Origin of the sequence: Streptomyces sp. NPDC057617 (genome assembly GCF_042800555.1) — a bacterium.
Lineage (GTDB): Bacteria > Actinomycetota > Actinomycetes > Streptomycetales > Streptomycetaceae > Streptomyces.
This window is the reverse complement of record NZ_JBHVGV010000002.1, coordinates 235,150-249,874: the sequence shown is the minus strand read 5'-3', so window position 1 is coordinate 249,874 and position 14,725 is coordinate 235,150. Positions and strand designations below refer to the sequence as shown.

Here is a 14,725-nt window from a genome sequence, read left to right as displayed (position 1 = left end):
CTCGTACGGACCCATGCGGTGACCTCTTTTGTCGGAAACGACAGCACAACGATGTCAAGAGCATGTGGACATCATCTACGCGCGTAGGGAATGACCGGCTACCCTCATCCGCGTGAACGCATCTGTTATCCCGGCCAACGCCGACGGACCCGACCCCCTGGCCGCCGCAGGCGCCGCCGCCGCGCGCCTGCGCGAGCTGACCGGCGCCGAGACCCATGACGTCGTCCTTGTGATGGGCTCCGGCTGGGCACCGGCCGTCGAAGCGCTCGGCGAGCCCGAGGCGGAGTTCCCCGTGACCGAGCTGCCGGGGTTCCCCGCGCCCGCCGTGGCGGGCCACGGCGGGCTGATCCGCTCGTACAAGATCGCCGACAAGCGCGCCCTGGTCTTCCTCGGCCGTACGCACTACTACGAGGGCCGCGATGTGGCGGCGGTGGCGCACGGGGTCCGTACCGCCGTCGCCGCGGGCTGCAAGACCGTCGTCCTGACCAACGGCTGCGGCGGGCTGCGCGAGGGCATGCGCCCGGGCCAGCCCGTACTGATCAGCGACCACATCAATCTGACGGCCGTCTCGCCGATCGTCGGCGCGAACTTCGTGGATCTGACCGATCTGTACTCGCCGCGGCTGCGCGCGCTGTGCAAGGAGATCGACCCGGAGCTGGAGGAGGGGGTGTACGTACAGTTCCCCGGGCCGCACTACGAGACGCCCGCCGAGATCAATATGGTCCGGGTGATGGGCGGCGATCTCGTCGGCATGTCCACGGTCCTGGAGGCCATCGCGGCGCGCGAGGCGGGCGCCGAGGTGCTGGGGATCTCGCTGGTCACCAATCTGGCCGCGGGCCTGTCGGGCGAGCCCCTCAACCACGAGGAGGTCCTCCAGGCGGGCCGTGACTCGGCGACGCAGATGGGCGCGCTGCTGGCCCGGGTGCTCGAACGCGTCTGAGCGCGGCCCGGGCGGGGAAGGACACCAGGCCGGGACTGCCGGCCGGTCCCCGTACCGCGTCAACCAGGCATTGAGCAACCGAAGCGGAGACCAACCACCTCCGCGAGAGCGGCGCCGGTTCAGGCGCAAGGAGGTTCCCCCTACCGTGCAGCAGCAGGACCCCATGGAGCAGGACGTCATCACCCGGGCCAGGGCCTGGCTGGCCGAGGACCCGGACGGCGAGACCCGCGAGGAACTCGCCCGGATCATCGAGGCCGGGGATCTGGACTCGCTCACCGAACGGTTCTCCGGCACCCTGCGCTTCGGCACGGCCGGGCTGCGCGGGGAGCTGGGCGCCGGGCCCATGCGGATGAACCGGGCCGTGGTCATCCGGGCCGCGGCCGGCCTGGCCGAGTATCTGAACAACCGCGGCGACGGGGGCGGGCTGGTCGTCATCGGCTACGACGCCCGCTACAGGTCGGCGGACTTCGCGCGGGACACCGCGGCCGTGATGACCGGCGCGGGGCTGCGCGCGGCCGTGCTGCCCCGGCCGCTGCCCACCCCCGTACTGGCCTTCGCCGTACGGCACTTGGGGGCCGTGGCCGGAGTGGAGGTCACCGCGAGCCACAACCCGCCCCGGGACAACGGCTACAAGGTCTATCTGGGCGGCGGCTCACAGATCGTGCCGCCAGCGGACGGCGAGATCGCGGCCCGGATCGACGCGGTCGGCCCGCTCGCTTCCGTACCGCGTCCGGACGGCGGCTGGAAGATCCTCGGGGAGGAGGTCCTGACGGCGTATCTGGAACGTACGGACACGGTCCTGACGCCCGGCACCCCCCGTACCGCCCGGACCGTCCACACGGCGCTGCACGGCGTCGGTACGGAAACCCTCCTGGCGGCCTTCGCGCGGGCCGGCTTCCCGGCGCCGGTCCCGGTGCCGGAGCAGGCCGAGCCGGATCCGGCGTTCCCGACCGTCGCGTTCCCGAACCCGGAGGAGCCCGGCGCGATGGACCTGGCCTTCGCGACGGCCCGGCGCGTCCAGCCCGACCTGGTCATCGCGAATGACCCGGACGCGGACCGCTGCGCGGTGGCCGTGCCGGACGAGACCGCCGACGGCGGCGCGGGCTGGCGGATGCTCAGCGGCGACGAGACCGGCGCGCTGCTCGCCGCGCACCTCGTCCACAAGGGCGCGCGCGGCACCTTCGCCGAGTCGATCGTCTCGTCGTCGCTGCTCGGCCGGATCGCCGAGGCTGCGGAGCTGGGGTACGAGGAGACGCTGACCGGCTTCAAGTGGATCGCCCGGGTCGAGGGGCTGCGGTACGGGTACGAGGAGGCGCTCGGGTACTGCGTCGACCCCGAGGGCGTGAAGGACAAGGACGGGATCACGGCGGCGCTGCTGGTGGCGGAGCTGGCGTCCGAACTGAAGGCGCAGGGCCGTACGCTGACCGACCTCCTGGACGACCTGGCCGTCACGCACGGCCTGCACGCGACCGACCAGCTCTCGGTCCGCGTCAAGGACCTGTCACTGATCGCCGACGCGATGCGGCGGCTGCGGGAGCGTCCGCCGGTGGAGCTGGCGGGCCTGTCCGTCGTCTCCACGGAGGACCTCACCGCCGGCACCCCCACCCTCCCCCCGACGGACGGCCTCCGCTACCACCTCGCGGGCGCGTACCGAGCCCGCGTCATCGTCCGCCCGAGCGGCACGGAGCCGAAGCTCAAGTGCTACCTGGAGGTCGTGATCCCGGTGACGGACGCAACGGCGCTGGCAGGGGCGAGGGGGGAGGCGAGGGAGGTACTGGCGGAGCTCAAGAGGGGGCTGGCGGTGGCAGCGGGGATTTGACGCGGGACGCGGTGCGAGTGCGGTGCTCCCGCCGGGCCCACCCGGGGCGCGGGGGCGCAAAATCCAGCCCGTCCGGCGATTGAGGACGGAACCGCCCACCCCGGCGCCGGGGACCAGCCCGATGCGGGCCCACATCGAAGCCCGTCCGGCGATTGAGGACGAACCGGCCGACCGGGCGGGCCCGGTCAAGACACGCGCCCCGCACCGCGTCGGCCTCAAGCCGGGGCCGCGGCGACGCAGAACTCGTTGCCCTCCGGGTCGGCCATCACCACATGGTGCCCCTCGAACTCCTCCAGGACGGCCCCGCCCGCCTTCACCAGCCGCTCGGACTCCGCCCTGATCCGCGCCCACTTCTCATCGGGGCTGCCGTGTCCCGGCACCCGGACGTCGATATGGAGCCGGTTCTTCGCGGTCTTCGGCTCGGGGACCTTGAGGATGGAGAGCCGGGGTCCGGCGCCGTCCGGATCACAGAGCCACGCGGCGTCATCCGCGGATTCGCCCTCCGGGAGGTCGAACTGCGCGAGCCACTCCTCGCGGGTTCTGAAGGGAGCCGGCGGCGGCTCGTCCACATACCCCAGCGCCGTCTTCCAGAACCCGGCCAGGAGCTTCGCGTCTGTGCAATCAAGGGTCAGATCGATTCTGGCTGCCATGGCAGAACCGTATTGCACACCTCTGACAGCCGCGGCTGAGGCGGAGGAGAGACTGCCGGCTGATACGCCGGACCGGTCGGACACCGTGCCGGGGGCGCGAGGACAAGCCCGTCCGGCGATCGAGGGCAAGCGGCAGCCGGGGCGCGCCCCGGGCTACAGCGCCAGCAGCACCGCCAGCAGCACCGCGCCCGCCGCCGTCGGGGCCAGGACCTCGTACGCCCACCGCACCGACACCGCCCCCCGAGCCGTCGCGCGGGATTCCGCCCGCGCCGCCAGGGACCGCAGGTCCGCCACCGCCCGGTCCGCCACCGCCAGGCGCACCGGGTCGACCGCCGTCCGGCCCGCCGCCGGCCCGCCCGCCGCCGAACCCGCCGACGAACCCTGCCGCGCCACACGGTCCTGGTACCGGTTCGCCCGGTTCCGCTGGCGCAGCGACACCGGCACCGCCCAGAGCTGGAACTTCCCCGCCCCCTCCGTGAACACCTCGCACGAGTACGCGGCCCGTATCCCGGTCACCGTCGCCCATGGCAGTACGACCGTCCGGAACGGGTTCCTGATCCGCAGCCGGTCCTCGCCCGCGAAGACCGCCGGACGCAGGCTGAACGCGACGATCAGCGGTACGGCGAAGAGCAGGCCGGCCAGGGCCAGCCACGGGGTGCGGCCGGTGCCCTGTACCAGCGCGTCCACGCCCAGCCAGCCGACGCCCCCCAGGAGCACGACGCCCCCGAAGATCCCGCCGGTCGACCGGTAGACCTGGTCACGGTAGGTCACGGCCGCCGCGGAGGCCGCGGAGGCCGCGGAGGCCGCCGCAGCCCCGGGCGCGGACTCGGGCCCGGATGCCGGCTCGGACTCGGACGCCGCCGCGGCCCCCGGCGTCGGCGCGGGCTCGGGGCCCGCCCCACCCGGACGCGTCGATTCCGCCGCGCGCGGCGACTCCGCCCCAGGCGCGGGCTCCGCCCCCTCGGGCACAACCATCCGCCGGGACCGCTCAGGCTCGGAACTCGTCATATGCCCGATTCTGCCGTACGCGGCCCCCGACCCTCGAAGCCGCCCGAAGTCCCCGGTCCCCCGCCCGGCCCAGGCCGCCCCCTCCCCGGGTCCGCCCCCGGCCCTCGTCCGACCCGAGCCCGCCCCGCCCCCGGTCACAGCTCGGCCTCACAACGACCCGCCCCCTGTACAGGTCGCTACGCGCGTAGATATGCTCATCTGGTGACCATGCCCACCATCACCCCCGCATTCGCCGACGTGGCCGCGTCCGACAGCGCGCTGCGCCGTTTCCTGCACGGGCTGCCCGGCGTCGACGCCGTCGGTCTGGAGGCGCGAGCCGCGTCGCTCGGGACGCGTTCGATCAAGACCACGGCCAAGGCGTACGCCATCGACCTGGCCATCTCCATGATCGACCTGACCACACTCGAAGGCGCGGACACCCCCGGCAAGGTCCGGGCGCTCGCCGCCAAGGCACAGCGGCCCGACCCGACCGACCGTACGACCCCCGCCACCGCGGCCGTCTGTGTGTATCCGGACATGGCGGAGACCGCGGTCGCCGCGCTCGCCGGGTCCGCGGTGAAGGTCGCCTCCGTCGCGACCGCCTTCCCGGCAGGCCGCGCCTCCCTCGCGGTGAAGCTCGCGGACACCCGGGACGCCGTCGCCGCGGGCGCGGACGAGATCGACATGGTCATCGACCGCGGCGCGTTCCTCGCGGGTCACTACCTCAAGGTGTACGAGGAGATCCGCGCGGTGAAGGAGGCCGCGGGGGCCGCCCGGCTCAAGGTCATCTTCGAGACCGGGGAGCTGTCCACGTACGACAACATCCGGCGTGCCTCCTGGCTCGGCATGCTCGCCGGCGCCGACTTCATCAAGACGTCGACGGGCAAGGTGGGGGTCAACGCCACCCCCGCCAACACCCTGCTGATGCTGGAGGCCGTACGGGACTTCCGCGCACGGACCGGCGTCCAGATCGGGGTGAAGCCCGCGGGCGGTATCCGTACCAGCAAGGACGCGGTCAAGTTCCTGGTGCTGGTCAACGAGACCGCGGGCGCGGACTGGCTGGACAGCCACTGGTTCCGCTTCGGCGCCTCCAGCCTGCTGAACGATCTGCTGATGCAGCGTCAGAAGCTCAGCACCGGCCGCTACTCCGGCCCCGACTATGTGACGGTGGACTGATCACCATGGCATCCGTATTCGAGTACGCCCCCGCGCCCGAGTCGCGCGCCGTCGTCGACATCGCCCCGGCGTACGGGCTGTTCATCGACGGCGAGTTCACCGAGGCGGCCGGCGGGAAGGTCTTCAAGACGGTGTCCCCGGCGACGGAGGAGGTGCTCTCCGAGGTCGCCCACGGGAGCGCCGAGGATGTCGACCGGGCTGTCGGGGCCGCGCGCAAGGCGTTCGAGAAGTGGTCGACGCTGCCGGGTTCCGAGCGGGCCAAGTATCTGTTCCGTATCGCCCGGATCATCCAGGAGCGCTCGCGCGAGCTGGCCGTCCTGGAGACCCTGGACAACGGCAAGCCGATCAGGGAGACGCGCGACACCGATCTCCCGCTGGTCGCGGCGCACTTCTTCTACTACGCGGGGTGGGCCGACAAGCTCGGCCACGCCGGGTTCGGCGCGGACCCGAGACCGCTGGGGGTCGCGGGCCAGGTGATTCCCTGGAACTTCCCGCTGCTCATGCTGGCCTGGAAGATCGCCCCGGCGCTGGCCACCGGCAACACCGTGGTGCTGAAGCCCGCCGAGACGACCCCGCTCTCCGCGCTCTTCTTCGCGGACATCTGCCGCCAGGCCGGGCTCCCCAAGGGCGTCGTCAACATCGTGACCGGTGACGGCACGACGGGCGCGGCGCTGGTCTCGCACCCCGGCATCGACAAGGTGGCCTTCACCGGTTCCACCGCCGTCGGCAAGGCCATCGCGCGCGAGATCGCCGGTACGGACAAGAGGGTCACGCTCGAACTGGGCGGCAAGGGCGCCAACATCGTCTTCGACGACGCGCCGGTCGACCAGGCGGTCGAGGGCATCGTCACCGGCATCTTCTTCAACCAGGGCCAGGTGTGCTGCGCGGGCTCCCGGCTGCTCGTACAGGAGTCGGTGCACGAGGAGGTGCTGGACTCGCTCAAGCGGCGGCTGTCCACGCTGCGGGTCGGCGATCCGCTGGACAAGAACACCGATCTGGGCGCGATCAACTCGGCCGAGCAGCTCGCCCGTATCACCGCGCTGGCGGAGACGGGCGAGGCGGAGGGCGCGGAGCGGTGGTCGCCGGAGTGCGAACTGCCGTCGTCCGGCTACTGGTTCGCGCCGACGCTCTTCACGAACGTGACGCAGGCGCACACGATCGCGCGGGACGAGATCTTCGGCCCGGTGCTGTCGGTGCTGACGTTCCGTACGCCGGAGGAGGCCGTGGCCAAGGCGAACAACACGCAGTACGGCCTGTCGGCGGGGATCTGGACGGAGAAGGGCTCCCGGATCCTGGCGGTGGCGAGCCGGCTCCGGGCGGGTGTCGTCTGGGCCAATACGTTCAACAAGTTCGACCCGACCTCGCCGTTCGGCGGCTACAAGGAGTCGGGGTACGGCCGCGAGGGCGGCCGCCACGGTCTGGAGGCGTATCTCGATGTCTGAGGCGACGACGCGGCTGAGTGTCTTCAAGACCTACAAGCTGTACGTCGGGGGCAAGTTCCCCCGCAGTGAGAGCGGCCGGGTGTACGAAGTGACCGACTCCAAGGGCGAATGGCTGGCCAACGCCCCGCTGTCCTCCCGCAAGGACGCCCGGGACGCGGTCGTCGCGGCGCGCAAGGCGTTCGGCGGCTGGTCGGGGGCGACGGCGTACAACAGGGGCCAGGTGCTGTACCGCGTCGCGGAGATGCTGGAGGGGCGCAGGGGCCAGTTCGTACGGGAAGTCGCGGACGCGGAGGGGCTGTCGAAGCAGAAGGCAGCGGCGGCGGTGGACGCGGCGGTGGACCGCTGGGTCTGGTACGCCGGGTGGACCGACAAGATCGCACAGGTCGTGGGCGGGGCGAATCCGGTGGCGGGGCCGTTCTTCAACCTTTCCACGCCGGAGCCGACCGGTGTCGTGACGGTGCTGGCGCCGCAGGACTCGTCGTTCCTGGGGCTGGTCTCGGTGATCGCCCCGCTGATCGCCACGGGCAATACGGCGGTGGTCGTCGCCAGCGAGCGCGCCCCGCTTCCTGCGCTGTCCCTGGGCGAGGTACTGGCGACGTCGGACCTGCCGGGCGGTGTGGTCAACGTCCTCTCGGGCCGTACGGCGGAGATCGCGGCCCCGCTCGCCGCGCACCAGGACGTGAACGGCATCGACCTGACCGGCGCGGACGAGGTCCTGGCGAAGGAACTGGAGATCGCGGCGGCGGACAACCTCAAACGAGTCCTCCGCCCCCGCCCCACGGACTGGACCGGGGACCCCGGCACCCACCGCCTCACGGCATTCCTCGAAACCAAAACGGTCTGGCACCCCACCGGCGCCCTGGGCGCCGCGGGCTCGTCGTACTGAACCTCCCGGACCTTCCGGCAGCGGGGCGCCCCGCCCCGCTGCCCGAATGGTCAGGGCTGGTCGTCAGGGCTGCGGGGGCAGGAGCAGGCCCAGGACCGGGCCCACCAGGGGAAAGTCCTGGAGGGAGCCGGTGCCCTTGGTCAAGGGGTCCGTCAGGGCTGCGGTGGAGACGGGTTTGAAGTCGGCGACCTTTGTGCCCACCGCGTTGTCCAGGGGGTCGACCCCGGTGCCGGAAAGGGGATTGAGGCGGAGCTTGGTGATCGGGGTCAGGGCGCCGGTGGTGGAGTGGGTGAGCGCGCCGGTGAGGCCCTGCGTCGCGGCCGTGCCCGCCGCCGCCAACTGGCTGTCGTTGTCCGGCGCCGACGACGCCTGCGCCGCCGTACCGCCCAGACCGAGCGCCGCGCCCGCCGCCGCGGTGACGGTCAGACCGGCGCGCAGCAGAGCGCGGTGCGGGGAGCGGGCAGCGCGCGGGGACGAGGAACTCGGGGACGGAGTAGCTGTGTGACGTGCCATGAGGTTTCCTGCCTGGCCGGGTGATCGGTCGACTGTTCCGTCACCGTAACGACACGCGGTGTCGTCGAGTTGCGGTACGCCACACCAACGGGCCGTACCCGGGGGGTTACGAGGAACCGTCCATGCCTCACACTGGTGTCCCGTGAGTTCCCCATCCCACCCCGCCCGGGTCGTACTGCTCGCGGGTCCCTCCGGTTCCGGCAAGTCCTCCCTCGCCGCGCGCACCGGCCTGCCCGTGCTGCGCCTCGACGACTTCTACAAGGAGGGCGACGACCCGACGCTGCCGCTCGTCCCGGACAGTACGGACATCGACTGGGACTCCGCCCTGTCCTGGGACGCGGACGCCGCGGTCGCGGCGATCGAGGAGCTGTGCCGTACGGGCCGTACGCACGTGCCCGTCTACTCCATCGCCACCAGCGCCCGCTCCGGCACCGAGGCGCTCGATCTCGCGGACACCCCGCTGTTCCTCGCGGAGGGCATCTTCGCCGCCGATATCGTCGCGCGCTGCCGGGAGTTGGGCGTCCTGGCGGACGCGCTCTGTCTGCGCGGCCGGCCCTCGACGACCTTCCGGCGGCGGCTGCTGCGCGATCTGCGCGAGGGGCGGAAGTCGGTGCCGTTCCTGCTCCGGCGCGGCTGGCGGCTGATGCGCGCCGAACGCTCGATCGTCGGCCGCCAGACGGGCCTCGGAGCGTACCCCTGCGGCCGTACGGAAGCCCTGACCCGTATCGCCGCGGCAGAAGCTGCCGCGGAGACCTGCGACTCGGCCGCCCCTACCGCAAGCGGCCATTGAGCAACCCCTACGGCGAGCAACCACCTCCGCGAGAGCGGCCGCGGTTCAGCGGCAAAGGCGGGACTGTACAGGACCCCCCAGTCCCGTACAGTCCCGCCCTTTCCGTGCTCCCCCGTGAGCCCCCGTTGTCTCCGTACTCCCGCCGTCTCCCCCGAGACCGCGGGCCCCCCACCTTCCCCCGTACTCCCCCGTCTTTCCCCCTACCGCCCTCAGGCGACCAGTTCGCCGAAGGACTCCTCCTCGTCACGGCCGAAGCTGAGGACCTCGTCCTCGCGCAGCCGGCGGAGCGACCGCCAGATGCTCGACTTCACCGTGCCGACACTGATACCGAGAATGTCCGCGATCTCCGGGTCGGTGCGGCCCTCGTAGTAGCGCAGCACCAGCATCGTGCGCTGGAGTTCCGGCAGCCGGGCGAGCGCCTGCCAGAGCACCGCGCGCAGCTCCGTGCCGCGCATCGCGTCGGTGTCGCCCGCCGTCTCCGGCAGCTCCTCCGTCGGGTATTCGTTGAGCTTGCGCCTGCGCCAGGCGCTGATGTGCAGATTGGTCATGGTCCGGCGCAGATAGCCGCCGACCGCGGCCTTGTCGCTGATCCTGTCCCAGGCCCGGTACGTCGAGAAGAGGGCGCTCTGGAGGAGGTCCTCCGCCTCGAACCGGTCCCCGGTGAGGTGGTACGCGGTGGCGTACAGGGAGGCGCGGCGCTCCTGGACGTAGGCGGTGAACGCCGCTTCGGCGTCCGCCGTCCGCGCCGGGAGCGTCCGCTCCCCCGATGCCTCCCCGTACGCGGCGGCTCCCCCGGTCGCCCCCGGCCCGCCGGTTGCCCCCGCTCCCCCGTCGGCCGCCCGGTCCGCGTCAACCACCGTCATGTACGACGGCTTGTGCTGACGCCCGGCGCCGCGAACGCACCCCCGCCCGTTCACGGCGCCGGACTTCTCACCGCTCCTTGTGACGTCATGAAGACGCGTGACCACCGCGTTCGAGGCCGTGCCGTGCAGTGCGTTCATCCCGCGCCCCCCGTCATGTGGAGTTGCTTACTGTCTTGGCTGTCTTGCTTGGCTGTCTTGTTTTCCCCTGTGCCGAGAAGCTTGCCGGGGCAGTTTCATGGCGCTGTCCGCCGACTGTCACAGGCCTGTCACAGGGGGCAGTGGTGCTTGCGCGGACAGTGCGGAAGGAGAACGGAAGGACAGCGGAAGGGCAGTGCGGAACGCATGGGAGCGCTCCAACGGTCGAACTGCGGTCCCCCATGGGACACAATGACCTCCGTGCCTTTCCTGTTGCTGATCGAGGACGACGACGCCATCCGCACGGCCCTCGAACTCTCGCTGTCGCGCCAGGGCCACCGGGTGGCCACCGCGGCGACGGGAGAGGACGGCCTGAAACTGTTGCGCGAGCAGCGGCCGGATCTGATCGTGCTGGACGTGATGCTGCCCGGGATCGACGGCTTCGAGGTGTGCCGGCGCATCAGGCGCACCGACCAGTTGCCGATCATCCTGCTGACCGCGCGCAGCGACGACATCGACGTGGTGGTCGGTCTGGAGTCCGGGGCCGACGACTATGTGGTGAAGCCGGTGCAGGGCCGGGTGCTGGACGCGCGGATCCGCGCGGTGCTGCGGCGCGGCGAGCGCGAGTCCACGGACTCGGCGACCTTCGGCGGTCTGGTGATCGACCGGTCGGCGATGACGGTCACCAAGAACGGCGAGGACCTCCAGCTCACCCCGACCGAGCTGCGGCTGCTGCTGGAGCTGAGCCGCCGCCCCGGCCAGGCGCTGTCCCGGCAGCAGCTTCTGCGGCTGGTGTGGGAGCACGACTATCTGGGCGACTCGCGGCTGGTGGACGCCTGTGTGCAGCGCCTGCGGGCGAAGGTGGAGGACGTACCGTCCTCGCCGACCCTGATCCGTACGGTACGGGGCGTCGGGTACCGGCTGGACGCGCCTTCGTGAGTGCGCCACCCGCCGTGGACGGGCCGGCCGTAGGCCCGCGGCGCGACGGATCGGCGGAGCCCGGCGCGGCGGCGCGGGGCGGTGCCGCGAAGAAGGCGATCCTCGCGGGCCTGCGCTGGACCAGTCTGCGGCTGCGGCTCGTGGTGGTCTTCGGCGCGGTGGCGCTGACCGCCGCGGTCTCCGCGTCGGGGATCGCGTACTGGCTCAACCGCGAGGCCGTGCTGACCCGTACCCAGGACTCGGCGCTCAACGACTTCCAGCAGAAGATGCAGAGCCGCGCGGCCGAGCTGCCGCTGTGGCCGAGCCAGAGCGAGCTGCAGAGCACGGCGGAGCAGATGGCGGGCGGCAGCGCCGGATACAGCGTGCTGCTGATGGGCGAGCGCGCCGAGGGCAAGCCGATAGTCGGCGTGTCCGACCCGGACACCTTCACCCTGGACGACGTACCGGAGTCGCTCCAGCAGGCGGTCAACAACCAGCAGAAGATCACCTCCGGGAACGCCTACCCGTACCACGTGTTCTGGCTGCGCACCGAGCGCGACGGTACGCCGTATCTGGTGGGCGGTACGCGGATCATCGGGGGCGGTCCGACCGGCTATCTCTTCAAGTCGCTGGACCAGGAGCGGGCGGATCTGAACTCGCTGGCCTGGTCGCTGGGTATCGCGACGGCCCTCGCGCTGGTCGGCTCGGCGCTGCTGGCGCAGGCCGCGGCCACGACCGTACTGAAGCCCGTGCAGCGCCTCGGCGAGGCGGCGCGGCAGCTCGGGGAGGGCAAGCTCGACACCCGGCTGCGGGTGTCGGGGACCGACGAACTGGCCGATCTGTCGCGTACGTTCAACAAGGCCGCCGAGTCGCTCCAGAAGAAGGTCGCGGACATGAGCGCGCGGGAGGAGTCGAGCCGCCGTTTCGTCGCGGACATGTCGCATGAGCTGCGGACGCCGCTGACCGCGCTGACCGCCGTGACCGAGGTCCTGGAGGACGAGGCGGACAGTCTCGACCCGATGATCGCGCCCGCCGTGACACTGGTGGTGAGCGAGACCCGGCGGCTCAATGTGCTGGTGGAGAATCTGATGGAGGTCACCCGCTTTGACGCGGGTACGGCCCGGCTCGTGCTGGACGATGTCGATGTCGCCGACCAGGTCACGGCCTGTATCGACGCGCGGGCCTGGCTGGACGCGGTGGATCTGGACGCCGAGCGGGGCATCATGGCGCGGCTCGATCCGCGCAGGCTCGATGTGATCATGGCGAATCTGATCGGCAACGCCCTCAAGCACGGCGGTTCGCCGGTGCGGGTCTCGGTGCGTACGGAAAGCGGCTCGCTGGTGATCGAGGTACGCGACCACGGCCCGGGCATCCCCGAAGACGTCCTGCCGCATGTCTTCGACCGGTTCTACAAGGCGAGCGCCTCACGGCCGCGGTCGGACGGCAGCGGTCTGGGGCTGTCGATCGCGATGGAGAACGCGCATATCCACGGCGGTGACATCACCGCGGCCAATGTGCCGGGCGGCGGCGCGGTGTTCGTGCTGCGGCTGCCGAAGGACGGCGCGAAGCCCGGTACGGAGACCGCGGCGCGGGACCACGACCGGGACGGCGAGGACGGGGCAGCGGACGAGGAAGGCGGCGCGCGGTGACGCTCAGGAGCACCGTGATGCCGCGAAGCACCGGGACGCGGTCGGCGCGGGGTGGCCCGGGCGGCGGCCGGACGGCCGGCGCGCTGCGGCGCCTCGCGGGGGTGGCCGCGCTGGCGGTCCTCGCCGTCGGCTGCGGCATCAGGACCACGTCCGTACCGGTGGACGCCGGGCCCGCGCCCTCGCGGATGCCCTGCCAGGTCGCCGGTGAGAGCGTGATCACTCAAGCGCGTCCCGGCGTTCCGGTACGGATCTATCTCGCCTGCGCCTCCGGCCTTTCTTCGGTGGAGCGCGCGGCGCGGATCCCGCAGGGGAAAGCGGCGGACAACCGGGTGGAGATCGCGCAGGGCCTGCTCGACGAGCTTCAGGCGCAGCCGTCGAAGAGCGAGCGCGAGGCGGGCTTCACCACCTATGTGCGGGGTCCGCTGATTCTCTCCGCGCCCCGCAAGGGCGATCCCGCGGACGCGCTGCGGCTGAGCCGCCAGCCCGAGGACCTGCCGGCGACGGCGCTGGCACAGATCGTCTGCACCTTCGCGGAGAGCGAGGTCACGGACGGGACGGTGGTGCTGGGCGGGCCCGGCGACTATCCGGCGCGCGCCTACGGATGCGACCGGGAGACGAAGGTCAACCCGGACACCGCGGTGCCGACGCTCGCGCCGGAGCCTTCGGGGTCCGGGGCAGCGGCGGCGTCCGCGTCCGGGGCGGGTTCCGCTTCCGGGGCGGCGTCCGCTTCCGGGCCGCGGTCGGGATCGGGGCCGGGCTCCGCTCCGTAACCGTACGGCCGGGTCATACCGCCGGACGGTTCGTACCGCCGCGCCCCGTGACCGTACGGTTCGTACCGCCGCCGGGGTGACTCCGGTCTCATGACGGGCATCACGTGCGAGCGGCGGAACCGATTCCGCCGGCCGCCGCGTCCTTGGGGACGTGCGTCAAGGTCCGGGCGGCAGCGCCGTCATCCGCTTCCGTACGGCGGGGCTCGTACTCCTCCTGCTGCATCTGCTGCTGGTGGGGTGGCTGACGCTCCGCCCACTGGATGTCCCCTGGGTGCACGCGGCCAATCTGACGCCCCTGGCGGGCATCAAGGCGGATCTGGCGCTCGGACCGGTGGCCGGCGCGCGGCGGATCGCCGAAGGGCTGCTCCTGCTGGCGCCGCTCGGGGTGCTGCTGCCGATGGCGGGGGGCAGGATCGCCGTCTCCGGCTGGGCCTCCATGGCCCGTACGGTCACGGCGGGCGGGATGATCTCGCTGGGCATCGAGCTGTTGCAGACGGGCGTCCCCGGCCGGGTGGTCGATGTGGACTCGCTGCTGCTCAATACGGCCGGGGTGGCGCTGGCGCATCTGCTGCTGGTGCCCGCGGGCCGGGCCCGACTGCGGCGGCGGAGGCGTACCCGTACGGTACGGGGGACCGTACGCCGGGGGGACGACACGGAGCCCGTCCACCGGGACGAGGGCCCTCAGGGCGCGACCCCGACGATTCCCAGGGTCGGCATCGCTCCGTAGAGCGACGCCCGGGGCGGGGCGCCCGCCGCACCATGGAGACAACGGGAGCACCACAAGGAGTGACTCCCAACAGGTCTTCAAGGAGAGCCCACCATGGCCGCATTGATCCGCCCTCGTGACGGACGCATGATCGGCGGAGTGTGCGCGGCGCTGGCGCGGCGCTTCAACACCTCCGCGAACACGGTTCGTGTGTTCTTCCTGCTCTCGTGCCTGCTGCCCGGCCCGCAGTTCCTGCTCTATCTGGCGCTGTGGGCGCTGCTGCCGGAGGAGAAGACGACGACGACCGCCTGGTAGGCAGGGCTCGTACGCAGGCTTCCGTACGCACAAGTGGGGGGGGGGGGGGAAGGAGGGGGGGAGCATAACCGGTTGGGGGGGGGGGGGGGGGGGGAGAGGGGGGGAGAACCAGAAAGGGGGGAGGTGTGGGGAGGCGCGGGCACGGGGAGGAGGGTTGGAAGGACGT

The 14,725-nt window shown here is 72.0% G+C and carries 15 protein-coding genes; 11 read left to right on the top strand and 4 right to left on the bottom strand.

Annotated features, from left to right (window positions below):
• Positions 1–112 precede the first annotated feature (112 nt).
• Together ACFU9P_RS06530 and ACFU9P_RS06525 are read left to right on the top strand one after the other, a co-directional pair.
• Entirely contained in the window at positions 113–940 is an 828-nt protein-coding gene (locus tag ACFU9P_RS06530) for a purine-nucleoside phosphorylase (RefSeq protein WP_376378746.1), read from the top strand.
• A gap of 163 nt (positions 941–1,103) precedes the next feature.
• Positions 1,104–2,759, top strand: a complete 1,656-nt coding sequence (locus ACFU9P_RS06525; RefSeq protein ID WP_376378797.1) for a phospho-sugar mutase — start codon at positions 1,104–1,106, stop codon at positions 2,757–2,759.
• A 215-nt stretch (positions 2,760–2,974) separates the two neighbouring features.
• Here the strand turns inward: ACFU9P_RS06525 and ACFU9P_RS06520 are convergent, their stop codons facing one another.
• Positions 2,975–3,409 (bottom strand): VOC family protein, encoded by a 435-nt coding sequence (locus ACFU9P_RS06520; RefSeq protein ID WP_376378749.1) that lies wholly within the window; start codon positions 3,407–3,409, stop codon positions 2,975–2,977.
• Positions 3,410–3,562: 153 nt separating this feature from the next.
• Positions 3,563–4,417: a PH domain-containing protein gene (locus tag ACFU9P_RS06515; RefSeq protein WP_376378753.1), complete on the bottom strand. Its 855-nt coding sequence runs from the start codon at positions 4,415–4,417 to the stop codon at positions 3,563–3,565.
• Positions 4,418–4,624: 207 nt separating this feature from the next.
• Between ACFU9P_RS06515 and deoC the strand changes: the two genes are divergently transcribed.
• The 3 genes from deoC to ACFU9P_RS06500 are packed head-to-tail and all read left to right on the top strand — an operon-like array spanning position 4,625 to position 7,900.
• Positions 4,625–5,572, top strand: coding sequence for a deoxyribose-phosphate aldolase (gene deoC / locus ACFU9P_RS06510; protein ID WP_384078372.1), 948 nt, complete (start codon positions 4,625–4,627; stop codon positions 5,570–5,572).
• A 5-nt stretch (positions 5,573–5,577) separates the two neighbouring features.
• Positions 5,578–7,014 (top strand): aldehyde dehydrogenase family protein, encoded by a 1,437-nt coding sequence (locus ACFU9P_RS06505; protein WP_384078045.1) that lies wholly within the window; start codon positions 5,578–5,580, stop codon positions 7,012–7,014.
• A complete protein-coding gene (locus ACFU9P_RS06500) occupies positions 7,007–7,900 on the top strand; it encodes an aldehyde dehydrogenase family protein (protein ID WP_384078044.1) in 894 nt (297 codons plus the stop codon). The genes ACFU9P_RS06505 and ACFU9P_RS06500 overlap by 8 nt, the downstream gene beginning before the upstream one ends.
• Positions 7,901–7,963: 63 nt before the next feature.
• Here the strand turns inward: ACFU9P_RS06500 and ACFU9P_RS06495 are convergent, their stop codons facing one another.
• A complete protein-coding gene (locus tag ACFU9P_RS06495; protein ID WP_376378762.1) occupies positions 7,964–8,413 on the bottom strand; it encodes a hypothetical protein in 450 nt (149 codons plus the stop codon).
• Between the two features lie 142 nt (positions 8,414–8,555).
• On the opposite strand from ACFU9P_RS06495, the gene ACFU9P_RS06490 reads away from it, so the two are divergent.
• Entirely contained in the window at positions 8,556–9,203 is a 648-nt protein-coding gene (locus tag ACFU9P_RS06490; protein ID WP_376378765.1) for a uridine kinase, read from the top strand.
• Positions 9,204–9,412: 209 nt separating this feature from the next.
• On the opposite strand, the gene ACFU9P_RS06485 is transcribed toward ACFU9P_RS06490, so the two are convergent.
• Positions 9,413–10,204, bottom strand: coding sequence for a SigE family RNA polymerase sigma factor (locus ACFU9P_RS06485; protein ID WP_376378768.1), 792 nt, complete (start codon positions 10,202–10,204; stop codon positions 9,413–9,415).
• A gap of 258 nt (positions 10,205–10,462) precedes the next feature.
• On the opposite strand from ACFU9P_RS06485, the gene afsQ1 reads away from it, so the two are divergent.
• From afsQ1 to ACFU9P_RS06460, 5 genes are all read left to right on the top strand, one after another.
• Entirely contained in the window at positions 10,463–11,140 is a 678-nt protein-coding gene (afsQ1, locus tag ACFU9P_RS06480; RefSeq protein ID WP_079124961.1) for a two-component system response regulator AfsQ1, read from the top strand.
• A complete protein-coding gene (locus tag ACFU9P_RS06475) occupies positions 11,038–12,768 on the top strand; it encodes an ATP-binding protein (RefSeq protein ID WP_384078371.1) in 1,731 nt (576 codons plus the stop codon). Before afsQ1 ends, ACFU9P_RS06475 begins: the two co-directional genes overlap by 103 nt.
• Before the next feature lie 17 nt (positions 12,769–12,785).
• On the top strand, positions 12,786–13,538 hold the full coding sequence (locus ACFU9P_RS06470) for a hypothetical protein (protein WP_384078043.1): 753 nt from the start codon (positions 12,786–12,788) through the stop codon (positions 13,536–13,538).
• 151 nt (positions 13,539–13,689) lie between these two features.
• Complete coding sequence (locus tag ACFU9P_RS06465) at positions 13,690–14,265, top strand: VanZ family protein (RefSeq protein WP_376378775.1); 576 nt, start codon at positions 13,690–13,692, stop codon at positions 14,263–14,265.
• Positions 14,266–14,358: 93 nt separating this feature from the next.
• Positions 14,359–14,559 carry a PspC domain-containing protein gene (locus ACFU9P_RS06460; RefSeq protein WP_384078042.1) on the top strand — a complete coding sequence of 67 codons (201 nt, stop codon included), beginning with the start codon at positions 14,359–14,361 and terminating at the stop codon, positions 14,557–14,559.
• The last annotated feature ends 166 nt before the right edge of the window (positions 14,560–14,725 follow it).